General features: G+C 67.7%; 21 protein-coding genes. 8 read left to right on the forward strand and 13 right to left on the reverse strand.

Translation table 11 applies throughout. From position 1 onward, the window contains the following. Positions 1–6: 6 nt before the first annotated feature. The 4 genes from rpoN (at position 7) to ACUTAG_RS15325 (ending at position 2,560) form a co-directional block, all read left to right on the forward strand. Positions 7–1,434: an RNA polymerase factor sigma-54 gene (gene rpoN, locus ACUTAG_RS15310; protein ID WP_020925647.1), complete on the forward strand. Its 1,428-nt coding sequence runs from the start codon at positions 7–9 to the stop codon at positions 1,432–1,434. A gap of 93 nt (positions 1,435–1,527) precedes the next feature. After that, positions 1,528–1,734 carry a type II toxin-antitoxin system RelB family antitoxin gene (gene relB, locus ACUTAG_RS15315; protein WP_020925646.1) on the forward strand — a complete coding sequence of 69 codons (207 nt, stop codon included), beginning with the start codon at positions 1,528–1,530 and terminating at the stop codon, positions 1,732–1,734. Between the two features lie 69 nt (positions 1,735–1,803). Beyond that, positions 1,804–2,082 (forward strand): type II toxin-antitoxin system RelE/ParE family toxin, encoded by a 279-nt coding sequence (locus tag ACUTAG_RS15320; RefSeq protein WP_148317801.1) that lies wholly within the window; start codon positions 1,804–1,806, stop codon positions 2,080–2,082. 178 nt (positions 2,083–2,260) lie between these two features. Beyond that, on the forward strand, positions 2,261–2,560 hold the full coding sequence (locus ACUTAG_RS15325; RefSeq protein WP_006386990.1) for a (2Fe-2S)-binding protein: 300 nt from the start codon (positions 2,261–2,263) through the stop codon (positions 2,558–2,560). On the opposite strand, the gene ACUTAG_RS15330 is transcribed toward ACUTAG_RS15325, so the two are convergent. After that, positions 2,530–3,450, reverse strand: a complete 921-nt coding sequence (locus ACUTAG_RS15330; RefSeq protein WP_241122024.1) for a LysR substrate-binding domain-containing protein — start codon at positions 3,448–3,450, stop codon at positions 2,530–2,532. The two genes, ACUTAG_RS15325 and ACUTAG_RS15330, sit on opposite strands and share 31 nt — an antisense overlap. A gap of 113 nt (positions 3,451–3,563) precedes the next feature. Between ACUTAG_RS15330 and ACUTAG_RS15335 the strand changes: the two genes are divergently transcribed. Then, the gene (locus ACUTAG_RS15335; RefSeq protein WP_024067401.1) at positions 3,564–4,478 is read left to right on the forward strand and encodes a DMT family transporter; all 915 of its coding nucleotides are present in this window, start codon (positions 3,564–3,566) and stop codon (positions 4,476–4,478) included. 424 nt (positions 4,479–4,902) lie between these two features. Next, positions 4,903–5,379, forward strand: a complete 477-nt coding sequence (bfr, locus tag ACUTAG_RS15340; protein WP_006386993.1) for a bacterioferritin — start codon at positions 4,903–4,905, stop codon at positions 5,377–5,379. An 84-nt stretch (positions 5,380–5,463) separates the two neighbouring features. Here bfr and ACUTAG_RS15345 read toward each other — a convergent pair whose 3' ends face one another. The 4 genes from ACUTAG_RS15345 to ACUTAG_RS15360 all read right to left on the reverse strand — a co-directional run bounded on the left by ACUTAG_RS15345 (position 5,464) and on the right by ACUTAG_RS15360 (position 10,096). Then, positions 5,464–6,150 carry a hypothetical protein gene (locus ACUTAG_RS15345; RefSeq protein ID WP_006386994.1) on the reverse strand — a complete coding sequence of 229 codons (687 nt, stop codon included), beginning with the start codon at positions 6,148–6,150 and terminating at the stop codon, positions 5,464–5,466. 37 nt (positions 6,151–6,187) lie between these two features. Continuing rightward, complete coding sequence (locus ACUTAG_RS15350) at positions 6,188–7,795, reverse strand: peptide chain release factor 3 (protein ID WP_020925644.1); 1,608 nt, start codon at positions 7,793–7,795, stop codon at positions 6,188–6,190. 111 nt (positions 7,796–7,906) lie between these two features. Beyond that, positions 7,907–8,536, reverse strand: a complete 630-nt coding sequence (locus ACUTAG_RS15355; protein WP_006386996.1) for a LysE family translocator — start codon at positions 8,534–8,536, stop codon at positions 7,907–7,909. Between the two features lie 45 nt (positions 8,537–8,581). After that, positions 8,582–10,096 (reverse strand): DEAD/DEAH box helicase, encoded by a 1,515-nt coding sequence (locus tag ACUTAG_RS15360; protein WP_187378290.1) that lies wholly within the window; start codon positions 10,094–10,096, stop codon positions 8,582–8,584. Positions 10,097–10,397: 301 nt separating this feature from the next. Here ACUTAG_RS15360 and ACUTAG_RS15365 point away from each other — a divergent pair, with 301 nt between their 5' ends. Together ACUTAG_RS15365 and ACUTAG_RS15370 are read left to right on the forward strand one after the other, a co-directional pair. Then, a complete protein-coding gene (locus ACUTAG_RS15365; RefSeq protein ID WP_006386998.1) occupies positions 10,398–11,870 on the forward strand; it encodes a YdgA family protein in 1,473 nt (490 codons plus the stop codon). A 154-nt stretch (positions 11,871–12,024) separates the two neighbouring features. Then, the gene (locus tag ACUTAG_RS15370; protein WP_262352244.1) at positions 12,025–13,461 is read left to right on the forward strand and encodes a YdgA family protein; all 1,437 of its coding nucleotides are present in this window, start codon (positions 12,025–12,027) and stop codon (positions 13,459–13,461) included. A 32-nt stretch (positions 13,462–13,493) separates the two neighbouring features. Here ACUTAG_RS15370 and ACUTAG_RS15375 read toward each other — a convergent pair whose 3' ends face one another. The 8 genes from ACUTAG_RS15375 to ACUTAG_RS15410 form a co-directional block, all read right to left on the reverse strand. Beyond that, the gene (locus ACUTAG_RS15375) at positions 13,494–14,702 is read right to left on the reverse strand and encodes a metal-dependent hydrolase family protein (protein ID WP_054473092.1); all 1,209 of its coding nucleotides are present in this window, start codon (positions 14,700–14,702) and stop codon (positions 13,494–13,496) included. A 28-nt stretch (positions 14,703–14,730) separates the two neighbouring features. After that, entirely contained in the window at positions 14,731–16,458 is a 1,728-nt protein-coding gene (locus tag ACUTAG_RS15380; protein ID WP_006387003.1) for a dipeptide ABC transporter ATP-binding protein, read from the reverse strand. A gap of 7 nt (positions 16,459–16,465) precedes the next feature. Next, positions 16,466–17,392: an ABC transporter permease gene (locus ACUTAG_RS15385; protein ID WP_054418367.1), complete on the reverse strand. Its 927-nt coding sequence runs from the start codon at positions 17,390–17,392 to the stop codon at positions 16,466–16,468. Between the two features lie 12 nt (positions 17,393–17,404). After that, entirely contained in the window at positions 17,405–18,376 is a 972-nt protein-coding gene (locus ACUTAG_RS15390; protein ID WP_024067408.1) for an ABC transporter permease, read from the reverse strand. 156 nt (positions 18,377–18,532) lie between these two features. Beyond that, on the reverse strand, positions 18,533–20,140 hold the full coding sequence (locus ACUTAG_RS15395) for an ABC transporter substrate-binding protein (protein WP_024067409.1): 1,608 nt from the start codon (positions 20,138–20,140) through the stop codon (positions 18,533–18,535). A gap of 210 nt (positions 20,141–20,350) precedes the next feature. Further along, the gene (locus tag ACUTAG_RS15400; protein WP_148317797.1) at positions 20,351–21,721 is read right to left on the reverse strand and encodes a GTPase/DUF3482 domain-containing protein; all 1,371 of its coding nucleotides are present in this window, start codon (positions 21,719–21,721) and stop codon (positions 20,351–20,353) included. Beyond that, a complete protein-coding gene (locus ACUTAG_RS15405; protein ID WP_148317795.1) occupies positions 21,714–23,144 on the reverse strand; it encodes a DUF2868 domain-containing protein in 1,431 nt (476 codons plus the stop codon). Before ACUTAG_RS15405 ends, ACUTAG_RS15400 begins: the two co-directional genes overlap by 8 nt. 66 nt (positions 23,145–23,210) lie before the next feature. Then, entirely contained in the window at positions 23,211–24,098 is an 888-nt protein-coding gene (locus ACUTAG_RS15410) for a helix-turn-helix domain-containing protein (protein ID WP_054514244.1), read from the reverse strand. Between the last annotated feature and the right edge of the window lie 16 nt (positions 24,099–24,114).

Consider the following 24,114-nt stretch of genomic DNA (forward strand, 5'->3'; position numbering starts at 1 on the left):
GTACCTATGACCCGTCCTATTTTAGAACTGCGGCCCGGCCAGCATCTGACGCTGACCCCTCAACTGCAGCAATCGATCCGGTTGCTGCAGCTGTCCACGCTCGAGCTCGAGGCGGAAATCTCGCAAGTGCTCGCCGACAATCCGTTGCTGGAACGCGACGATGAGCCTGCCTCCGTCGAGACGCAGGCCGAATCCGAGCGCGAGTCGTCGGTGCAGGACGACGAACCCGCGCCCGAGCGCGACACCCCGGTCGAGGAAATGCCGGGTTCGGGCGGGGTCTACCCCGATGATGATTCCAGCCTGCCCGAGGCCGCCCGGCCCGATACCCTGCGCGAGCACCTGCTCGGGCAACTGGTGCTGACCCGCGCCGCGCCGCGCGACGCCGCGCTGGCGGCGCTGCTGATCGACGAACTGGACGAGAACGGCTACCTGGGCTCGCCCCTGGAGGAAATCCTGGGCTGGCTGCCGGCCGAGATGGAGCCGGACCTGGACGAGCTGCGCGCCGCGCTGTCGCTGCTGCAATCGTTCGACCCGGCCGGCATCGGCGCGCGCGACATGTCCGAGTGCCTGCTGTTGCAATTGCGCAGTCCCGACACGGCCCGGTTGCCCGAGGCCGCGGATCCCAAGGCGCTGGCCTGCGCCCGCCTGGTCTGCGCCCAGCATCTGGCGCTGTTGGCCACCGGCAACCATGCCAGGCTGTGCGCCGCGGTCGGTTGTGACGAGGCCACGCTGCGCGCGGCGCACGCCCTGATCCTGCGTCTGGAGCCCCGTCCGGGCCGCGCCTGGACGGTCCCGGCGGCCGATTACGCCGTACCCGACGTCATCGTGCGCAAGACGCGCCGCGGCTGGCAGGTGACGCTCAACAGCGCCGCCGTGCCGCGACTGCAGATCAATGGCCTGTACGCCCAAATGCTGGCCAACCAGAAGGAGTCGGCCCACGCCGGCTTGCAGTCTCAGCTGCAACAGGCGAAATGGATGATCCGCAACGTGGAGCAGCGCTTCGACACCATCCTGCGAGTGGCCCAGGCCATTGTCGACCGCCAGACCGCCTTCTTCAGCCAGGGGCCGGCGGCCATGCGCCCGCTCATCCTCAAGGACATTGCCGGCGAGCTGGGCCTGCATGAGTCCACCATTTCACGCGCCACGACACAGAAGTACATGCTCACTCCCTTCGGTACGCTGGAGCTCAAGCGCTTCTTCGGGGCGGGGGTGTCGACCGATGGCGGCGACGCCACATCCGCCACGGCGGTGCAGACCTTCATCCGCCAGATGGTGGCCGAGGAGAACCGGGCCAAGCCGCTGTCCGACAGCCAGATCATGGAAAAACTGGCCGACCAGGGCATCGTCATCGCCCGCAGGACGGTCGCGAAATACCGCGAGGCACTGCGGATCGCGCCGGCCGCGCTGCGCAAGGCGCAGGCCGCGGCGCGGTGAAATAAGGGACGTTTTTGCGGCGAAGCATCGCGGCGCGCGGTGCCTCGACGAGCGTCCGTTACCGTACACTGGGCCTTCATCAGGAGCTTTTCCATGGGCCCAATCCCTTCCTCCATCCTCTCGGAATTCGAGACCGAAGAACAGGCGGTCAGCTACGACCGCTGGTTCCGCGCGAAGGTGCAGGCCAGCCTGGACGATCCGCGTCCCGCCGTTTCGCATCAAAGGGTGATGGCCCGCATCGATGCCATTATCGAAACGGCGTGCCGTCGTCAGCAGGATCCGCAAGGCGGAGAAAGCTGAAAAAAGCTTGAAGCAAGTCATGGGGGGGGCATCAATCGCGCCCGGCCCCGGACGCGGCCCGGCTTTCCCATGCTCGATGTATCCTGGCTTCAAACCGCCGCAGACGATCTGGCGGGAATCATCTCCTACATCGCCGAGCGTAGTTCGCAGGCGGCACGCAACCTCCGGCAACGCATCGACAATGCCGTGCTGTCCCTGGCGCGGCACCCTTGCCGATATCGAGCCGGCCGCGTCTCTGGCACGCGCGAATGCGTCGTACACCCAAATTACGTGGTGGTCTACCGGGTGACCGCGTTGGCGATCGAGGTCGTCAACATCGTGCACGCCCGCCGGGAATATCCCCCCTAGCGACGGCCCTGGCGCCGCGCTGCGGCCGCTTGCCCGGCGTCGCATCGGACGCCCGGCGAGGCATGAACCGCCTCGCCCCGCCTGAAACGGTTCTGATAAAACGTCCCTTATTTCAATAGGTTAGATGACCACGTGGTTGCAAATTATTTACGCTGAGTACTTGCCATTGCATGAACAAATGCCGATAATTATTCTCATGTACATTTGCGTATGTAATGCCATCACCGAACGCCAAGTCCGCGCCAGCGTGGACGCGGGCGCGACGTCGCTTTCCGACCTGCAGTTCGAGCTGGGCGTGGCCACGTGCTGCGGCTGCTGCGCGGCCACCGCCGCCGAATACCTGCCGGGCGGCCGCTGTTCCAGCGTGTGCGATGTGCGCTCGATCGCCGTTCCGGTCAACCCGCCGGCCACCATGGCCGAACCGGGCACGTCCGCGGCGAACAGCAGCTATCCGGTCATCCAGGTCGCCGTCGCCTGAGCGGCGCCGCCACCTGCCACGGCTTGCAGGCCCAGCCCTGCAAGCCGTTGTGTTTCCGTTTCACAAAAATCCCTGATCATTCCCGCCAACTGGCGCACTGGCTCGCGCGCTGGTTCGGACAGGCATAGCGCCAGCTCGGACGGCGGCACCGCGGGCAGCGCGTCGTCGACCAGCCGATGCCCCGCGGCGATGCAGCGGCGCTCCAGCAATGCCACCCCCAGTCCTCCCGCCAGCGCGGCCTGTATTCCCATCAGATTGGGGCTTTCGTAAGCGATGCGCCAGCGGCGTGCAGCGCGTTCGAGCGCGTGAATCGCGCGGTTGCGGTAGATGCAGCCCTGCGGAAAGGCCACCAAGGGCACCGGTTCGGTGCTGGCGGGCAGCGCTGGTGCGCCCGCGATCCAGTGCAAATGTTCCCGCCAGGTCGCCAGGGCCGGCCCGGTGCCGGGTTCGCGCTTGAGCAGCGCCAGATCCAGGTCGCCCCGTTCCAGGCCGCGGGTCAGGGCCACGGTCAGGTCGCAGCGCACCGACAGCCGGACGCTCGGCCGGGCGCGGGCGAACTGCGCCACGATGGCCGTGAGCGTGTCGGCGGCGAAATCGTCGGGAATGCCCAGCCGGATCACCTCGACCCGCTTGCGGCCGCTGACCGCCTCACGCACTTCGGTGGACAGCGCCAGCATGCGGCGCGCATAGCCGAGCAGGCGTTCGCCGTCCTCGGTCAGGTGGACCTGGCGGCCTTCGCGCACGAACAGCGTGCATTCGAGGGTCTCCTCGAGTTTGCGGATCTGCTGGCTCACGGTGGACTGGCTGCGGTGCACCCGTTCGCCGGCGCGGGTGAAGCCGCCCGCGTCGACGACGGAGACAAAGCTGTGCAATAGATCGAGATCGAGCATGGGAGGCGCCTTTGCATCGGTTTTTCAAATACTTTTGATCCAAATAAAGCGTTTGTCAATGGATAGGGCCGCGCCCAGAATGGGCTCATCTTCCTTTGCCCGGACCTGCTGCCATGAAGGCTTCATCGACTTTGCCCGCCACCGCCCTGCCCGCCGACGCGCCGATGGGGGTGGCCTGGGCGCCCATCGCGGCATTCTGTTTCCTGTGGAGCTCGGCGTTCGCGGCGGCCAAGATCGCGGTGCGCGACTGTCCGCCGCTGACCCTGTTGACCATTCGCTTCCTGATCGCTGGCGCCCTGATGCTCGGCGTGGCCGCGGCCAGCGGCCGGTGGTCGCGGCCCGGCGCCCGCGATCTGGCGGCGCTGGTGCTTCTGGGGGTCTTGAACAACGCGGCCTACCTTGGCCTGAGCTGGAGTGGCATGACGACGGTGTCGTCCGCGTTCACGGCGGTGCTGATCAGCACCAATCCGCTGCTGATCGGGGTGCTGGCCGGGCCCGTGTTGGGTGAGCGGCTGGGTTGGCGCAAGATGTTCGGGCTGTGCCTGGGCCTGGCGGGCGTGGCGCTGGTGCTGCGCTCGCGGCTGTCGGGCATGCAGGAGGATCTGCATGGCACCCTGCTGGTGACAGGCGGCCTGGTGGCGCTGGTGGCGGGCACGCTGCTCTACAAACGCCTCAAGCCGTCGACGGGACTGTGGATGGCGACGGGCATCCAGTCGCTGGCCGGGGCGGTGGCGCTGATGCCGGTGGCGCTGCTGCACGAGAGCCTCGGCGACGCGCGCATGACGGCCAGCCTGTTCTGGAGCATGGCCTACATGATCGTGGCGGTGTCCATTGGCGGTTATTACCTGTGGTTCATGATCCTCGGACGCGCCAGCGCCACCGCGGCCAGCGCGCTGCATTTCCTGATGCCGCCGCTGGGCCTGCTGTTCGGCTGGGTGGTATTGCGCGAGTCGGTGTCGTGGCTCGACCTGCTGGGCATCGTGCCGATCGCGTTCGGCATCTGGCTGGCGACGCGGCGCGCCGCCTAGGCGCGGGCAGCGCGCGCGTCAAGCTGGCCGAGGCTGGGGCGTGCGCGTGGCGCGGCACCCCGCGCAGCGCGCCAGGGTTGGGTTTGCACAACGTGGCGTGCGGTCGGAACGGTCTGATAGATTCATGGCGTCATCACGCCATTCACGCGGTGCGGCGCGCTTGAAATGCCGCGGCAAATGGGACGCCCGTGTCCGCCCAGCCCGCGAAACCGCGATGCATTGCCCGCAGGACATCGCGCATGCATACTCATTCTCATTCGTCTGTCGCTTTCTTGTAGCGCTCGTAAAGCGGTTTACCAAATGCGCGCCAAGGCTAGGCGCGGCCCCGCGGCCGATGTTAGTCTGCCGGGGTTGCGTACTCGCGGCATCGTGCGCTTCTTGTCGCGATGCAGTGCGCGTCGCGCCTGACTGCAAGGAGTCCATCATGAAAGGCGATAAAACCGTCATCCAGTTCCTGAACAAGCAACTGACCAACGAGCTGACGGCGATCAACCAGTATTTCCTGCATGCGCGCATGTTGAACCACTGGGGTTTCGACAAGCTGGGCAAGCACGAGTACGAAGAATCCATCGGCGAAATGAAGCATGCGGATCGCCTGATCGCGCGCATCTTCATGCTCGACGGCCTGCCCAACCTGCAGGACCTGCACAAGCTGCTGATCGGCGAGGACGTGCCGGAACTGCTGGCCTGTGACCTGAAGCTGGAGCAAGGCGCCCAGGCCACCGTGAAGGAAGCCATCGCCTATTGCGAATCGGTGCGTGACTACGTTTCGCGCGACCTGTTCCAGGACATCCTGGACGATACCGAAGAGCACATCGACTATCTGGAAACCCAGATCGACCTGATCGACAAGGTGGGCCTGCAGAACTACCTGCAAAGCCAGATGTCCGTGCCCGACTGATCGATCAGCCCGGCATGAAAATGGCGCCCCTCGGGGCGCCATTTTTTTGCGTGATCGCGCGTGGCGCGATCTGGACGATGCGGCTTACTGCGGGCGCGCCGGGCACTCGGCCATCGTGCCCCAGGCCCGGTTGGGACCGCAGTATTTGTTGCGGGCCGCCCACGAGCACGAGGGGCGCTCGAAGAAGCCCTGCGTGGCACAGTGGGCCAGTTCGCGCTTGAGCGCATCCTGCCATCCGGGCGCGCCGGGGGCGGGCGACGAATTGGGCGGGGGCGGCGCCTGCACCATCTGCGTATTGCCGTAGCCAGCCGCCTGCTGCCCCGGGGCCTGGCCCTGCCCGCCATTGACGGCGGTGCCGGTGCCGGGCGCCTGCAGGTCGAGCGTGCTGACGTCTGATGTGCCTTGCGGCAGCGGCACTTGCGAGGCGGCGGCGATTTCGCGGGCCTGGTCCTGGCTGATGCGCTCGCGCGAGATCTTCACGGCGGGATCGCTGACGGTGTCGAACAGCGAGACGGTATTGATGGCCCACTCGCGGTCGGCCGGTTTGTCGGGCACGCCGAGCGTGCCATCGATGCGCGGCTGCGGCGGCTGCGCCACGTAGGGGCGCCCGTTGGCATCGAGCACGGGCTGCTGCGACGCGGCCGCATCCTGGCCGGGCGCGGGCGCGGCCTGCGGCGCATGCGCCACCAGCCAGTCACCCAATTGAATACCGCCCCACGCCGACGCGCCAAGCGCCAGCAGGAGCGTTGCGAATAATAAACGCCAAGACATTGCTACCCTCAATCTGCCGTGCGGTACCCGAACGGGTCTACGCCTTGTCTCCGAAAACCTTGCCGCCGTGCTCCCGCATGGCGTGGAATTTCACATCCGGATACAGTTCCTCGGCCACGCGCAACTGCGCGGGGGAACTGATCAAAAACGCCGCCGCATCGACCACATCATAGGCGATATGGGCGGCATTGGCATCCATGAACTTGCGCAGCGCCTTGGGGTTATCAGAGGTAATCCAACGTGCCATTGTGTAGCGCGAAGGCATCATCCGGGCGTCCACGCCGTACTCGGTCTTGAGGCGGTGGGCCACCACTTCGAACTGCAGCTGTCCGACCGCGCCCAGCAGCAGCGAGCCGCCGGCGGCCTCGGGCCGGAACACCTGGATGGCGCCCTCTTCGCCCAGCTGCGTCAGGCCGGTGCGCAACTGCTTGGTGCGCAGCGGGTCCTTCACTTCGACGGCCTGGAACAGCTCGGGCGCGAAGAACGGCAGGCCGGTGAATTGCAGCGTTTCGCCTTCGGTCAGCACGTCGCCCAGTTGCAGCACGCCGTGGTTGGGGATGCCGATGACGTCGCCGGCATAGGCCTCGTCCAGCAGTTCGCGGCGTTGCGACAGGAACGACACCACGTTGTTGGGGCGCATTTCCTTGTTGGTGCGCGCGACCTTCAGGCGCATGCCGCGCTCGAAGCGGCCGGAGCTGACGCGCACGAAGGCGACGCGGTCGCGGTGAGCCGGATCCATGTTGGCCTGCACCTTGAACACGACGCCGGTGAACTTGGGTTCCTCGGGCTGCACTTCGCGTTGCAGCGCGACGCGCGGGCCGGGAGGCGGGGCCTGCTCGACCAGCGCGTCCAGCACTTCCTGCACGCCGAAGTTGTTGATGGCCGAGCCGAAGAACACCGGGGTCTGCTTGCCGGCCAGGAACTGGTCGCGGTCGAAGGCGGGCGCGGCTTCATTGATCAGCTCGATCTCGCCGCTGGCCTGGTCGAAGGCCGAACCGAAGCGGCGCGCGATCTCGGGGTTGCTCAGGCCTTCGATGAAGTCGTCGTTGTCCGAACGGCGCTCCTGTCCGGGGCGGAACACGCGCATGCGGTCGCGGCGGATATCGAACACGCCGCCGAAGGCCTTGCCCATGCCCACCGGCCACGAGAACGGCACGGCGTCCATGCCCAGATGGCCTTCGATTTCCGACAGCAGCTCGAGCGGTTCGCGCACTTCACGGTCCATCTTGTTGATGAACGTGATGATGGGCGTGTTGCGCGCGCGGCAGACCTGCAGCAGGCGGATGGTCTGCGGTTCGACGCCGTTGGCCGCGTCGATCACCATCAGCGCGGCGTCGACCGCCGTCAGCACGCGGTAGGTGTCTTCCGAGAAGTCCTGGTGGCCCGGGGTGTCGAGCAGGTTGATGACGCAGTCGCGGTATTCCATCTGCATCACCGACGAGGCCACCGAAATGCCGCGCTGCTTTTCGATTTCCATCCAGTCGGAGGACGCGTGGCGCGAGGCCTTGCGCGCCTTGACGCTGCCGGCGATCTGGATCGCGCCTGCGAACAGCAGCAGCTTTTCGGTCAGCGTGGTCTTGCCCGCGTCAGGGTGGGAAATGATGGCGAAGGTACGGCGCCGCGCTACTTCTTGTGGGATGTTCATGATCGGAGGATTCAACCTGACGCCGCGGCTTCAGCCCGGCGCGGTCCGGTATCGTGCATCGAAACAAGCGGGGCACGCGCCGTTGCCGGCGCGTGCCCCGCGCGTGGAAATTCAGGAATGGCGGCGGAACGAAGCCAGGAACACGCCGGCCAGGATGAACAGCGAACCGAAGGTGCGGTTCATCCAGCGGATGTGCTTGGCGTCGCGCAGCAGGCGCAGCACGCGCGCCGCCAGCAGCGTGTACACGCCCATCGCCACCAGGTCGGTGAACGCCAGCGTGCCGGCCAGCGCCGCGTACTGCGGCGTCAGCGGCAAGGCGGTGTCGACGAACTGCGGCACCACCGCCAGCAGGAACACCGTGCCCTTGGGGTTCATGGTGTTGATCAGGAAGCCGCGCATCACCAGCTCGCGGATCGAGGCCTGCTTGGGATCGCCGGCATCGACCGCGACCGGCGCGGCGTCGGTGCGGATCTGGCGCACCCCCAGGTAGATCAGGTAGGCCACACCCAGGTACTTGACCACGTTGAAGGCCATCTCGGAGGTGGCCAGCACCGCGCCCAGGCCGACCGCGACCACCACGAACTGGAACAGGATGCCCATGATCAGGCCGGCCGTGTTCCAGTAGCCGCGGGCAAAGCCGTACTTCAGTCCGGAGGACATCGCGGAGATGGCCCCCGCGCCGGGCGAGAACGAAATGGCCCAGGAGGCCAGGAAGAACGTCAACCAGGTGGAAAGAGGCATGATGGCGCGGGTCCGTGGGTCGCAGTTACAGGTATGCCGCTGATATTACTTGGAGAGCAGCGCCGCGCGCGGGCCGCCGGCCGGGCGGCCGCCGTTGCCGTTGCCGGCCGGACGGGCGCTGCCTTCGGGACGGCGATGGTTCTGCTGCGGGCGGGCGTCGCCGCGGCCGGCGTGGGCCGGACGGTCGGATGGCTTGCCGTCGCGCTGGCCCTGGCCGCCGCGGTTGTCGCCGCCGGCGCGGGCCGGCGCCGGGGCGCGGCCGCCGTTGGCGTTGCGCGGCGCGGCATTGGCCGGGCGCGAACGGGGCGCGCCGGCGTTGCCGCCGCGGCCGCCGTTACGGCCGCCACCGCCACGCGGCTGGCGCGAGTCTTCGTCGCGTTCCTGGCGTTCGAAGGCGGCGGCGCTGGTGGCGGGCGGGGTCCAGTCGGCCACCGGCTTGCGCTCGATGGTCTTCTTGATCAGGCGTTCGATGTCCTTGAGCAGCTTGATCTCGCTGTTGTCCACCAGCGAGACCGCGGCGCCGGTGGCGCCGGCGCGGCCGGTGCGGCCGATGCGGTGCACGTAGTCTTCCGGCACGTTGGGCAGTTCGAAGTTCACCACCTGGGGCAGCTGGTCGATGTCCAGGCCGCGCGCGGCGATGTCGGTGGCCACCAGCACCGTCACGGTGCCGTCCTTGAAGCCGGCCAGCGCGCGGGTGCGGGCCGACTGGCTCTTGTTGCCGTGGATCGCGGCGGCGGTCAGGCCGTCCTTGACCAGCTTTTCGGCCAGGCGGTTGGCGCCGTGCTTGGTGCGCGTGAACACCAGCACCTGGTGCCAGCCGCTTTCGCGGATGATGTGGCTGATCAGGTCGCGCTTGTGGTGCTGTTCGACCAGGTGCACCGTCTGGGTGACCAGTTCGGTGGCGGTGTTGCGCGGAGTGACCGAGACTTCGCCCGGATCGTTCAGCACGCCGCGCGCCAGCGCGCGGATCTCATCGGAGAAGGTGGCCGAGAACAGCAGGTTCTGGCGCTGCTTGGGCAGCAGGGCCAGGATCTTGCGGATGTCGCGGATGAAGCCCATGTCCAGCATGCGGTCGGCTTCGTCCAGCACCAGGATCTCGACGTCGGACAGGTCGACCGTCTTCTGGCCGCAGTGGTCCAGCAGGCGGCCGGGGGTGGCCACCAGGATGTCCAGCGGCTTGCGCAGGGCGGAGATCTGGGGGTTGATGTTGACGCCGCCGAACATCACCATGGACGTCAGCGAGGTGTGCTTGCCGTAGGTCTGCACCGATTCGGCCACCTGCGCGGTCAGTTCACGCGTCGGGGTCAGGATCAGGCAGCGCGGGCGGCCGGCCTTGCGGACTTCCGGCTTGCGCTGCATCAGCAGATGCAGGATAGGCAGCGTGAAGCCGGCGGTCTTGCCGGTGCCGGTCTGGGCGGCGGCCAGCAGGTCGCCGCCCTTGAGGACCTGCGGAATCGCCTGGGCCTGGATGGGGGTGGGCGCGGTGTAGCCGGTATCGGCAATGGCGCGCAACAGGGAATCAGCCAGCCCGAGGTCGGCGAAAGAGGAAGAGGTAGTCAAAACAACTCCAGCGGCAGCCCGTCGCTCAAGTTGAGAGACTCCAATCCAGGCGGACGAATAAGGAGAAAAGGGAAGCGCCCTTGAGGGCGAAGCTTGGCGGCGAAGTGCCTAGCGGACGCGTGCGGATTGGCAAAGCACGCCTGGCGATTGTAGCCGATGCCGCGCTGCCGCATAAGGGACGCGCGCTATCGGTATAGCGAAGTAACATTTTGCACATAAAAAGCACGAAATTAGTGTAATCCCTAGTCCACGCTCCCTATAATCCGTCGGCTTACCTCCACCAAAAGAATTAAGGGTTGCTATGAAAAAGGCGGCAATAGCGGGTCTGGTCGTTGCACTGGGCGCAATCTGGACCGGCACGGCCTGGTACACCGGCCAGAAGGCCGAGGCGTTCGTCAAGCAGTCGATCGAAGACGGCAACGTCGAACTGCGCAAGCTCGGCGAAAAATGGGGCGTGACGCCCGTGATCGAACTGATGTCGTTCGAGCGCGGCGTGTTCTCGTCCACCGAGCGCTACCGCGTCAAGTTCGCCCTGCCCGCCAAGGATGGCAAGCCGGCCGAGGAACGCGAGATCCAGTTCGTCGAGCACCTGTCGCACGGCCCCTTCCCGTTCTCGAACCTGGCTTCGGGCAAGCTCGCGCCGGCGATGGTCGCCAGCCGCTTCCAGATCGAGGAAACGCCGGCGATCAAGGGCTGGTTCACCGCCACCAAGGGCGCCACGCCGCTGTCCGGCGCCTATAGCGTCAGCTACGGCAAGAACGTCACCGGCACCTTCAATCTGGCGCCGGCCGAAGCCTCGACCGACAAGACCAAGCTGACCTTCTCCGGCATGACCGGCGACGTCGACTTCGATACCAAGAGCAAGCACGGCGTCCTGGCGCTCAAGAGCGACAGCCTGACGCTGGCCGGTCCGGCCGGCGAGAGCGATATCGTCGGCATGGCGGTCAAGGGCATTACGCTCAACAGCGACCTGGCGCCGGGCAAGAACGACATGGCCATGGGCAGCCAGAAGCTGGTCCTCAAGGAATGGACCATCACGTCCAAGACCCAGCCGCCGGTGCTGCTCAAGGACACCAGCATCGCGGTGGACCTGGCCGAGGCCGATGCCGGCGTGAATGCCAAGATGGTGCTGGACTTCGGCATGATCAATGTCAAGGAAAAGGACATGGCGGGTCTGCAGCTGGCCATCGGCATGAAGAACATGGATCCCAAGGCGCTCAAGGCCCTGAACGACGTCTATGAAGCGTCGTCGCGCCGCATGATGCAAAGCGGCGACGACGAGGCCAAGCCCGAGTTCACGCCCGAAGAGCAGCAGATCCTGAAGACCAACGTCGAACTGCTGCTGGCCGGCAACCCCAGCCTGTCGGTGTCGCCGCTGCAGGTGCGCACCGCCAACGGCACCTCGACCTTCAACCTGGACGTGGACCTGGCCAAGCCGGCCTCGACCGACAAGCCGGCCAGCGACCTGGCCATGGAAGCCATCCGCAAGCTCAACGCCAAGCTGGTGCTGTCCAAGGCCAACGTGGCCGACCTGATGGCGATCGAGCCGCAGATGCGCGGCGTGCCGGCCGACCGCGCCGCCCAGACCGCCAAGGGCCAGGCCGAAATGGTCGGCACCATGGCGGTGGCGATGGGCGTGGCCAAGGCGGAAAACGACAACATCGTTTCCTACCTGAACTACGCCGACGGCCAGGTCGACTTCAATGGCAAGAAGATGCCGCTGCAGCAGTTCGTGATGATGGTCATGAGCGGCGCGATGGGCGGCATGCGCTGAGGCGCGAACACGACTTCGGCGTCGGTATGATGCCGGCGCCCCATGCGGGCTGCGGCGCCATCGGGCGCGGCAGCCCGTTTTTCATGCGCGGCGTATGCTGTCACGGATCCGGTCCGCGAGGCCGGATGGCATCGACGAACGCTGGAAGGACACCATGAGGAAATTTGCAGCCGTGGGTTGCGCCGTGCTGGCGCTGGGCGCGATCTGGACGGGCACGGCCTGGTACACCGGCAAGCAACTGGAGACCGGCATGGCGCAACTGGCCGACAGCGCCGATCAGTTGGCGCGGCAGATCGGCGTGAAGACGGGCGAACCGTTGTCGTTCGAGCCGTTGTCGTATGAACGAGGCGTGTTCACGTCGCAGGCGCGCTATCGGCTGAAGACGGGGCCTTCGCCGGAGGACGACGCGGCCGCGGCAGGACGCGAGTACGAGATGGTGGTGCGCCTGGACCATGGGCCGTTCCCCCTGTACCGCCTGGCGCGCGGGCACCTGCTCCCGGCCATGGCGGCCGCGCGAGCCGACCTGGCGCAGACGCCTTCGGTCGACACCTGGTTCGCGGCTGCCGGAGGCGCCGTGCCCGTGACGGCCGAGGCCGTGGCGGGCTATGGCCGCGACATCAGCGGCACGCTGGAGCTGGCGCCGGTCGAGCGCGTGCGCGACGAGTCGCGCTTCAGCTTCTCGGGCCTGAAGATCCAGGCCGACGTGGCCGCCGGCGGCAAGCACACCACGGTGGACATCCACTCGGGCCGCGCCGAGCTGTTCGAGCCCTACACCAAGGACGGTGATCGACATACGCGCCGCCTGGCCATGCGCGACCTGGCGATCAGGTACGACGCAAGCCGCGCCGCCGATGAGGCGGGTACTGCGGCCACCCGCGTGAACCTCAAGCAATGGACCATCGAGATCGACGGCGAACCGGTCACGCTGCGCGACGTCGCCGTGAGCACCGATGCCACGGGCGCCGAGAGCGCGATGAACGCCAAGCTGGCCGTGCAGGTCGCGGGCATCGACACGCGAGCCGGACAGGCGGCCAATCTGCGCCTGGCCGCCGAGGCGCGCAACTTCGACATGGCGTCGTTCCGCGCATTCCAGGCGTCGGTGGAGGCGGCCCGCGGCGGCGCCAGCCTGGGCGACAAGATGGTGGGCGCGGGCCACCTGATGAAGTTCCTGCTGGCCCAGCCGGGCTTTTCGCTGTCGCCGCTGCAGATCGATACCGCCAACGGTTCCGCGACGCTGCGGCTGGACCTCGATCTGAGCGCGCCCACGCTGTGGAACCACTCGCCGGGCGCAGTGGTCAAGGAAACCGTGCGCAAGCTCGATGCGCGGATGTCGGTGCCGGTCGTCAGCCTGGCCGACCTGATCGCGGTGCGGATGCGGGCCGAAGGCATGCCCGAGGCCGCCGCGCGCGAGGCGGCTGGCCGTCGGGCCGACGAGATGCGCGACCGCTTCCTGCGCGGCCAGTGGGGGCGCCTGGAGGATGGCAAGCTGGTCGCGAGCCTGAACTACGAGGGCGGCCAGGTGGACGTCAATGGCGAACGCATGCCGGTCGAGAGTTTCCTGGGTTGGCTGATGGCGCGCGGCGTGAAGTAAGGCGCGCCAGCGCCGGCTTCCCGCCTTGCCTGTCAGGACGGCAACGCGCCCGACATGACTTCGCCGTTGCGCAGCACCGCCACGTGGAAGCGCTTGTCCGCGGCTTGCATGATGTCCTCGGTCGGGTCGCCGCGCACCAGCAGCAGGTCGGCCGCGCAGCCCGGTTCCACCACGCCGTGGCCGGCCATGCCCATCAGGTCATGGCCGCGCGAGGTGGCCGCGACCAGGGCGTCCACCGGGGTCATGCCGAACTCCACCATGTAGGCCAGTTCCATCGCGTTGTCGCCATGCAGGTTGAAGGGCGTGCCGGCATCCGTGCCCAGCGCGATGCGCCCGCCCGCCTTGTAGTACATCTGGATGGATTCGCGATGGCGCTGTTCCACCGCGCGCGCCTTCTCCACGGCATAGGCGGGAATGCCATTGTCGGCGTTGGCGACGATGTTGCGCACCGCGGCGATGGTCGGCACCAGGTAGGTCTCGGCCGCCAGCATTTCTTCCAGGCACTGCGCGTCCATGAAGATGCCGTGCTCGATCGAGTCGATGCCGGCGCGCACCGCGTTCAGGATGCCCTGCGTGCCCTGGGCGTGGCTGGCGGTGCTCTTGCGAAAGCGCTTGGCCTCGTGCACGCCCGCCTTCATCTCGTCGAAGCTGTAGTGCGCGTCCATCGGGCTCACGCCCGGCGTCATGACGCCGCCGGTGGCCATGATCTTGACCAGGTCGCAGCCGGCGTGGACTTGCTCGCGCACCGCCTTGACCACTTCTTCGCAGCCGTCGGCGACGCGGCCGATGCGATTGCCGTGGCCGCCCGTCATGCAGATGATGCGGCCCGAGGCCTTGATGGTCGGGCCGGGGAACACGCCGCGCGCGATGGCGTCGCGCACGCCGAATTCCAGGTAGTCCTTGCCGCCGCAATCGCGCAGGGCCGTGAAGCCGCCGCGCAGCGCGGCCTGCGCGTTCTCCAGCGCGGTCAGGGTGATCTGCGCCGGGCCCTGTTTCGACATCTGCGTCTGCGGGTCGGCGCCGCCGGTGTAGACCAGGTGCACGTGGCAGTCGGCCATGCCGGGCATCAGCGTCATGCCGCTGGTATCGACGCGTCGTCCGGCAAAGCCGTTGAATTCGGCCGCCGGCGCCACCCGCGTGATCTGCTTGCCCTCGACCAGCACGCCGTGGCCCGGCAGGATCCCGCCACGTCCATCGAACACCTTGCCGCCGATGAACAGAGTCTGTGGCAACGCACTCATGTCTCGCTCCTTGTCGTGTGGGTGGGGGTCAGCCGGCCACCTCCAGGCCCTCGCGGGACATGGACTGCAAGCGGGGCATCAGCCCCAGCAGGTGCTGGCTGTAGGGATGCTGCGGATGCTCGAACAACGCTTCGGTGTCCGCCACTTCCAGCAATTCGCCGTAGCGCATCACGCCGACGCGGTCGCACATCTGGCGGATGACGGGCAGGTCGTGGCTGATGAACAGCATGGTCAGGCCCAGTTGTTCCTGCAGGTCCTTGAGCAGGTTCAGGATCTGCGCCTGGATCGATACGTCCAGCGCCGAAGTGGGTTCGTCGCAGATCAGGAAGCGCGGCCGCGTGGCCAACGCCCGGGCGATGCAGATGCGCTGGCGCTGGCCGCCGGAGAACTCGTGCGGGAAGCGCTCGGCGGCGCGCTCGCCCAGTCCGACCACGTCGAGCAGGTCGGCCACCACGCGGCGCGTTTCGGCCTCGCTGGCCGCCAGTTTGTGGAAACGGATCGGCTCGGCCACGATGTCCAGCACCCGCATTCGCGGGTTGAGCGACGAGAACGGATCCTGGAAGATCATCTGGATCTGGCGCCGGAACGGGTTGAGCTGTTTCTCGCCCTTGAGCGCGGTCAGGTCGGTGCCGCCGAACGTGACCGAGCCGGCGCTGGGCGTATACAGGCCCGAGATCAGCCGCGCCACGGTCGACTTGCCCGAGCCGGATTCGCCCACCAGGCCGAACACCTCGCCTTCGCCGATCGTGAAATTGACGCGCTTGACCGCGTCCAGCGTGCGCTGGTTGCGCTTGAGGAAGGCGCTCTTGAGCACGAAGCGCATGCTCAGGTCCCGGACCTGCACCAACGGCCCTTCGCCGCGCGCCCCGAAGTCGCGCCGCTGGCCCAGCCAGTGGGTGGCCAGGTCGAGTGGTTTGGTGGGGGTCCTGACGTCCTCGATGTAGGTGACCAGCGGAAAGCGCTTGAGCTTGATGTCCGGGCGCGGCACGGCCGAGATCAGGCTGCGGGTGTAGGGATGGTCGGGGTCGCCCAGGATCTTGGCGGTGGGCCCCTGCTCGACCAGCTTGCCGTGGTACAGCACCGCGACGCGGTCGGTGACGTCGGCGATCACGCCCATGTCGTGGGTGATGATGATCATGCCGACCTGTTCCTGGCGGCAGAGCTTTTTCAGCAGTTCCAGGATCTGCGCCTGGATCGACACGTCGAGCGCGGTGGTGGGTTCATCGGCGATGATGACTTCGGGCTCGCAGCACAGCGCCAGCGCGATCACCACGCGCTGCCGCATGCCGCCCGAGAACTGGTGCGGATACTGCTGCACGCGCAGCTCGGGCTGGTCGATGCCGACCTGCGCCAGCAATTGCACCGCGCGCTTCCTGGCCTGGTCGTGGGTCAGGTCCAGGTGCACCAGCATGGTCTCGACCAGCTGGCTTTCCACGGTCTGCAACGGGTCGAGCGAGGTCAGCGGATCCTGGAAGATCATGCCGATGCGGCGTCCGCGCACCTTGCGCTTCTGCGCCGGGGTAAGGGTGTCGATGCGTTCGCCGTCGAGCAGCACCGCGCCGCCGGCCAGGCGGCCGGGCGCTTCGAGCAGGCCGATCACGGCGTTGCCGATGGTCGACTTGCCGGCGCCGGACTCGCCGACCACGCCCAGGATCTCGCCTTTCTCCAGCGACAGCGACACGCCGTCCACCGCCACCAGCGTGCCGCGGCGGCTGGGGAATTCAATGCGGATGTCTTCGATGTTCAAGAGGGCCATGGCATCCTCAGCGCAGCTTGGGGTTGAGCGCGTCGCGCAGCCAGTCGCCCAGCAGGTTGACCGACAGCACCAGCGCGACCAGCGCGATGCCGGGGAAGATCGAGATCCACCACATGCCTGAGAACAGGTAGCTGTTGCCGATGCGGATCAGCGTGCCCAGCGACGGCGCGGTCGGCGGCACGCCCACGCCCAGGAACGACAGCGTGGCTTCGGTGATGATGGCGATGGCCAGGTGGATGGTGGCGATCACCAGTACCGGTCCCATCACGTTGGGCAGGATGTGGCGGCGCAGGATGGTGACCGGGCCGATGCCGATCAGGCGCGCCGCCTGCACGTATTCCTTGTTGCGTTCCACCAGCGTCGAGCCGCGCACCGTGCGCGCGTACTGCACCCAGCCCGATATGCCGATGGCGAAGATCAGCACGTACAGCGCCAGCTGGTCGTGCATGTCGCGCGGCAGCAGTCCGCGCGCCACGCCGTCGATCAGCAGCGCCACCAGAATGGCGGGAAACGACAGCTGCACGTCGGCGATGCGCATGATGAAGCTGTCGACGCGGCCGCCGGCGTAGCCGCTGATGAGGCCCAGCGTCACGCCCAGCACCATCGAGAACAGCACCGAGGCGAAGCCCACCAGCAGCGACACGCGCGAGCCATACAGCACGGCCGAGAGGATGTCGCGGCCCTGGTCGTCGGTGCCGAGCAGGAAGTCGGGGCTGCCGCCCTCCTGCCACGCGGGCGGGGTGTTGGCGTCCATGATGTTCAGGGAAGCCAGGTCGAACGGATTGTGCGGCGCGATCACCGGCGCGAACAGCGCGCCCAGCAGGATGGCCAATGTGACCACGGCGGCGATGATGGCGCCGGGCGAGCGCTTGAAGCTGTGCCAGAGGTCGCTGTCGGCGGCGCGCGCGAAGAAGGGAGCGATGCGGGCGTTCATGAGGCGGTTCCCTTATTTGCTCTGCACGCGCAGGCGCGGGTCGACGGCGAAATACAGCAGATCGACCACCAGGTTGATGACGACGAACATGAAGGCGATCAGCACCAGGTAGGCGGCCATCACCGGGATGTCCACCATGCTGATGGCCTGGATGAACAGCAGGCCCATGCCGGGCCACTGGAACACCGTCTCGGTGATGATGGCGAAGGCGATGATGGAGCCCAGTTGCAGGCCGGTGATGGTGATGACCGGCACCATGGTGTTCTTGAGCGCATGGCGGAAATTGATCAGGCGTTCCGGCAGGCCGCGGGCCCGGGCGAACTTGATGAAGTCGGCGCGCAGCACTTCCAGCATCTCGGCGCGCACCAGCCGCATGATCAGGGTCATCTGGAACAGCGCCAGCGTGATGGCCGGCATGATCAGCGCCAGCAGGCCGGATTTGGTCAAAAAGCCCGTGGTCCACCAGCCCAGCCCGACCACGTCGCCGCGCCCGAAGCTGGGCAGCCATCGCAACTGCACGCCGAAGAACAGGATCAGCAGGATGCCGATCAGGAAGGTGGGCAGCGAGATGCCGGCCAGCGAGATCGCCATGAAGGTCTTGGACAGCACGCCGTGGCGCTTGAGCGCGGTGTAGATGCCCATGGGGATGCCGAGCGCCAGCGCCATCACGGCGGAGACGAACGACAGCTCCAGCGTGGCTGGCAGGCGCTCTTCGAGCAGCTCGCTGACCGGCCGCCGGTGGCGGTAGGAAATGCCGAAGTCGCCACGCACCGCGTTGGCGACGAAATGCGCGTACTGCACCACGAACGGATCGTTCAATCCCAACTGTTCGCGCAGCTGCTCGCGCTGTTCGGGCGTGGTGTCCTGCCCGACCATGCTGGCGATCGGATCGCCGACATAGCGGAACATGGAGAACGCGATCAGCGCCACCGTCAACATCACCAGCACCGACTGGATCAGCCGCTGCGCAATAAAGGAAAGCATGGTTGGATGCCCTCTTGGTCGGATAACGCCGGGCCGCGCGTTGCCGGTCGTGGCAAGCGGGGCTGGGCCGGGCGCGCCCGGACGGCGGGCGCCGTCGCGGGGGTCGCATCAACACGGCGCCGCGCACGCCCTGCGGCGTGGCGCGGCGCCCGGGGACTACGGCAGGACCACGTCGCGCAGGTCGAGCACGTCGTCGGCGCGCTGGATGACCTTGATGTTGTCCTTCACGCCCCACGACATCGGCTGCTGGTGCAGCGGCAGGTAGCCGAAATCGCTGCGCACGATGCCGAAGGCTTCCTTGATCATCGCGTTGCGCTTGGCCTGGTCGGTCTCGACGCCGATCTTGGCGGTGAGTTCGTCGACCTTCTTGTTGCAGTAGCCGCCCAGGTTGAACTGGCCCGCCGCCGTCTTGGCGTCGCGGCACGCGGCCAGGTTCAGCAGCGTGTTGTGCGCGTCGGTGGAGCTGGGCGTCCAGCCCAGCATGTACATGCTGGTCTGGTTGCCGGCCTGCAGCAGGATCTTGCCGAAGTACTTGGACTTGGTCTGCGCCAGCAGGTTGATCTTGATGCCGACGCGCGCCAGCATGCCGGCCACCGCCTGGCAGACCTTCTCGTCATTGACGTAGCGGTCGTTGGGGCAGTCCATGGTGACGGTGAAGCCCTTCGGATAGCCGGCCTCGGCCAGCAGCTTTTTGGCGCGTTCCGGATCCGGCTTGTAGGGCGCGCCGAACGATTCGTCGTAGCCGTTGATGGCGGTGGCGATCAGCGAACCCAGCGGCTTGGCCGCGTTGCGCATGATCTTCTCGTTGATGGCCTTGGTGTCCACGGCCAGCACCACCGCTTCGCGCACCTTCGGGTCCTTGAAGGGGTTCTTGCCCTTCACGTCCGAGAACAGCAGTTCGTCGCGATCCTGGTCCATGCCGATGAAGATGGCGCGGGCTTCGGGCGCGGTCAGCGGCTTGACGCCCTTGGCGTCTTCCAGGCGCTTCCAGTCCTGCACCGGCACCGGCTGCACCAGGTCCATCTCGCCCGAGATCAGCGCGGCCACGCGCGTGGCTTCCTGCGTGATCGGCTGGAAGATGACCTCGTCGACGTTGGTCTTGATGTTCTTGTTCCAGTAGCCGTCGTAGCGTTTGAGCACGGTCTTCACGTCGGGCTGGCGCGACACCAGCATGAAGGGGCCGGTGCCGTTGGCGTTGAGGTTGGCGTAGTTGCCCTGGTTGTCGCCCTTGACGTTGGTGGCCTCGGTGGTCTTGTTCTTCTCCGACCACGTCTTGCTCATGATGTAGAGGAACACCCATTCGCGCGGCAGGATCGGGTTGGGCGTTGGGGTGGTGACCTCGATGGTGTAGTCGTCGACCTTCTTGATGTCGGAGGCCTTGGCGCCGTAGCCCTTCATGTCGGAGCCCGGCGTGAGGCTGCGCTTCCAGGAGAAGATCACGTCATCGGCGGTGAAGGGCGAGCCGTCGTGGAACTTCACGCCCTTGCGCAGCTTGAAGACCCATTTTGTGGGCTCCGGGTTTTCCCAGCTCTCGGCCAGCAGCGGCGTCAGTTTCAGGTTGCCGTCATAACCGGCCAGCGTTTCGTAGATGTTGCCCTGGAAGCCCAGCGTGAAGGTCTCGTTCAACGCCATCGGGTCCATCGACGTGGCGTCGCCTTGATAAGACCAGTGGAAAGTCTTGGCGGCCGCGCCGGCGCTGAACGCCAACGAGGCCGTCAGTGCAGCCGCCAGCGCCGCTTGTTTCAGGTGGGGGAAAGTACGCATAGCCCTCATGCTCCGTAATGCGCGGATAGCGCGACAGAAGTGATAGGGCCCTGGCCCCACGGGGAGCCGGGGCATGGCGTTGCTGCTACGAGGAAAGGCGGTTCACGGTAGATCCAACCCCTTGTGATTGTCATGGCGGGATGGACCGCACCGATGCAGAACGAATCTTATAGAGCGATTCGTTTAAGCGTCAATCGGTTTGGATTGGGGTTAGTACTTGCTTGCTTTCGCCAATTCACGCACCGCCTGCTTGCGCCGTTCGCTGTCTTCATGGCCCTTGGCCAGGGCCGACCACTCCGGCCGGCTGCGGGCTTCCTTCAGCGCCTCCGGCAAGGGGCCACGGCGCAGCGTCTCATCGCCGGGGTGGTCCAGCCGCAGCGGCGCGCGGGCTGCGTGGCCACGACGTTCGAGCGCGTCGATCAGTTGTCTTTGGCGCAGCGCCAGCAGGCGCAGCACCGCGTCGTCGACGCTGATCTCGCGCCAGCCGCGCAGCTTGCCGGCAACGCGCTTTCCGAGCTTCTCCACGCCCTGCCACAGTCCGCCGGCGGCGGCGCCGATCAGCATGCCCGTGCCCAGGCTCAGCCCCGCGCTGAGCAGGTCCACCGCCGCGCCGGCCATGGCGCCCGCGGCGGCGCCCATGCCGACCTGCACGCCCATGTCCTTGAGCGCCTGCGGGTGGAACAGGTCCATGCCCCAGCGCTCACCTTGCAGCGGCAGCGCGTCGTCATCGAAATCGGACGCACGGAAGTTGTAGAGCGCCAGCAAGGCGGTGACGCAGGCCTGTTCGCGCTGGCGTACCTGCTGACGCAACTGCTGGGCGGCGGCCGCCAATGCGGCTTCGTCGCTGGGACTGGTGATGCGCAACGCGGCCACGTCGATCAGCAGGTCGGCCAGCAGTTCGAAGGCCGCGGCGTGGCGTTCGCGCCGTTGGCGCGCCAGCGTATCGGCCAGGCGCGCCAGGGTGTCGGCGTGGCGATCCAGCAGCACGCCCAGCTTGGCGTACAGCTGTTGCTCGCCATCGAGCGGCGGCGCCACGGTGTCGAATTCCACCGCCGCGTGCAGGCCCAGCCGCGCCAGCGCGTCGCGCCATTCGGCGGCGCGATGCGCGGGCGCATTGACGAAATTGAGCACCGGCAGCAGGGGCCGGCCGCAGGCGGCCAGGATGGCGAGTTCGTCGCGATGCTTGCCCAGCACCGGGTCGCGCGCATCGATCACATACAGCGCCGCATCGCATTCCAGCATCTTCTTGAGCACGCGCGCTTCCTGCTCGTAGCGCCCGTGCGCTTCCGGCGTGTCGAGAAAGCGCCGCACGCGCGCCGGCCCGTCCAGCCGTTCGCCGGGCTGGCCCAGGCGCTCCAGGTATTCGAGCAGGGCGATGCTGTCTTCCATGCCGGGCGTGTCGAACCACTCCAGCACCGCGCGTCCATCCAGGCGCAGGCGCGCGCCTTCCACGTGGCGGGTGGTGCCGGGCTGGTCGGCGACGTCGCCGAAGGTGGTGTCGCGGGTCAGCGTGCGCAGCAGCGAGGTCTTGCCGGTGTTGGTGTGTCCCACCACCGCGACGTTGATGACGCGCTCAGTCATGGCCCTGCTCCAGCCAGGCCAGCGCCGCGGCGCCGGGCCCGAAGACGGCGCCGGCCGCCAGCCCCAGGGCGGCCAGGCGTTCGCGCCACAGCGCTTCGCGGGTGTCGGCCGCGGCCGGCGCCAGCAGCCAGACGCGGGTCTGGCCGGCGTGCGCAGCCAGCTCGGCGATCAAGGCCAGCGTGCCGCGGTCGGGCGTCTGGCGCGCATCGCAGGCGATCAGCAGGCGCGAGGCGGCGGCCTGAGACAAGGCATCCAGCAGGTGGTTGCGCTGCTCGCGCGTGTCCAGGTTGCCCGCCTGGCGGATGGACGCGGCCGGGACGGCGGGGGGCCAGTGCAGGTCGGCGGGCAGTTCCAGTCCCATCAGCACCGGCTGGCCGCCCAGCGCGGCGGGCAGCGGCGCCGCCACGCGCGGCTGGTGCAAGGGGTCGACCGGCCGGTCGATGCCAGTGGACTGGGCCGGCGGTTCGAGCCGGTCGCGCAGCGCGGCGTAGCCCGCCAGCGCGGGGTCGATGGCCAGGCCGCGCAGGGCGCGCCGGGTGACCAGCAGGCAGGCCAGCCAGGCCAGCAGGCGCGGCACGATGCCGTAGGTCACGAACACGCCGATCAGCCACCACGACCATTGCACCTGGGCATCGGCGCCCAACGCCTGGACGCCGTCGCTGGCGCGCACCATGGCGGCGTCCGGCAGCGGAAAGCCCAGTTGCGACGGCAGCCAGCCGACGACCTGGGTCAACCAAACGAAAGTGTCCGGCGCCAGCAAGGTGGTGGCCCAGATGAAGCGGTAGCTGGCGGTGGACAACAGCGCCAGCAGGGTCGCCAGCGCCGCGCCCAGGCCCGCCAGCCAGAGCCCGTGGCTGACCGCGCCGAACACGCCGCGCAGGGCGCCGGCGCGGGCCAGCAGGTTGAGGAAGGCCTGCGGCACCAGCGCGCTGTCGGGGCCGCGCGCCAGCTTGCGGGTGGCCCAGAGCCACAACCGCCCGAGCGGCGTCATGGCCGCGGGCCGCAGCAGGAAGCTGGCCAGCCACAGGACGAAGGTCAGCAGGTGCAGGCCGAGCAAGGCGGCCAGCGCCCACAGCACGTTGACGGCGCGGCCGCCATCGCCCAGGGCGCCCGCCGCCACGCCGGCGCCGGACAGCAACGCCAGCAGCAACAGCAGCGCCAGCACCGCGAATGCGCTGCGGCGCCAGCCGTCCACCAGCGGAACCAGGTTTTCGCGCTGCGCCAGTGCTTGCGCGCGCGCCAGGATGCGGGCCGGCAGCGGGATGTCGAGTTGTCGTACCCGGCGCACCACGGCGGCGTCTTCCAGCGGGCCCCAGTGCGCTTCGCGCAGCCGGATCAGTTCGGCCAGCCAATGGGCGCGCAGCGGCGCCGGGTCGAAGGCCTCGGGGGAGGTGGAAATGTCGCGGGAAGTCGGCGATGGCATCGCGGGCGGGGCAGGCGATCAGGCCGCGAAGGGCGATGCGCCATTGTAGACCGCGCGGCGGCCGGCTCAGTGCTTGCGGTGGGCGGCGCGGTATTGGCCCGGGGTGACGCCGACGGCGTCGCGGAACACGCGCGACAGATGGCTGGCGTTGCCGAAACCGGCCGCCTGCGCGATGCCGGCCAGGTCGCCCTTGCCGGCCGCCAGCAGGCGGCGCGCGTGAGCCAGGCGGCGGGCGCGCACCCAGGAATGCGGCGGCTCGCCGAACGAGGTGTGGAACATGCGCGCGAAGTGATAGGTGGACAGCGCGGCCACGCCGGCCAGTTGCTCCAGCGTCAGCGGCTCGGCGAGGTGCGCATCGACATAGTCCATGACCCGCCGCCGCACCGCCGGCGCCAGCCCGCCGCGCGCCGGCGCCACGGCCTTGCGCGACACGCCCTGGTTCAGCAGGTGATGCAGCACGGTCTCGGCCGCGCTGCTGGCAGCCAGGCGCTCGGCGGGCGCGGTCCAGTCGCTATCGAGCAGCGCCCGGCATACGTCGGTCAGCGACTCGTCGTGGATGTAGGTGCGGTCGCGCAGTTCCAGCGCGCGCGGTTCGCAGTCGAGCCGCATCACGGCCTCGCGCGCCAGCCGTTCCGGCGCGATGTACAGGTGCAGGAAATGCACCGTGTCGTTCATGCACCAGCGCGAATAGTGCTCGGCCGGCAGCACGCAGAATTTGCCCGCGCCGCCGTGCAGCGGATTGCCGACCCGGAACGACTTCTCGCCGCCGTGCAGGTACAGCGACAGCGTGTGGTGTCCAGGCATGTCGTAGCCCAGCGTTTCGTGGGCGCTGCGGCCCCATTGCGAAATGGCGATGCCCTCGCCCAGCGAGGCGGCACGCGCCAGTGTCGCGCTGGAGGCGGACAGCGTGCGAAAGACGGAGAAGTCGGACGGTGCCGAAGCGGTAGTGCCCATGGAACTGAAATGCTAC

Source organism: Achromobacter sp. CSND-B12 (assembly GCF_052906545.1).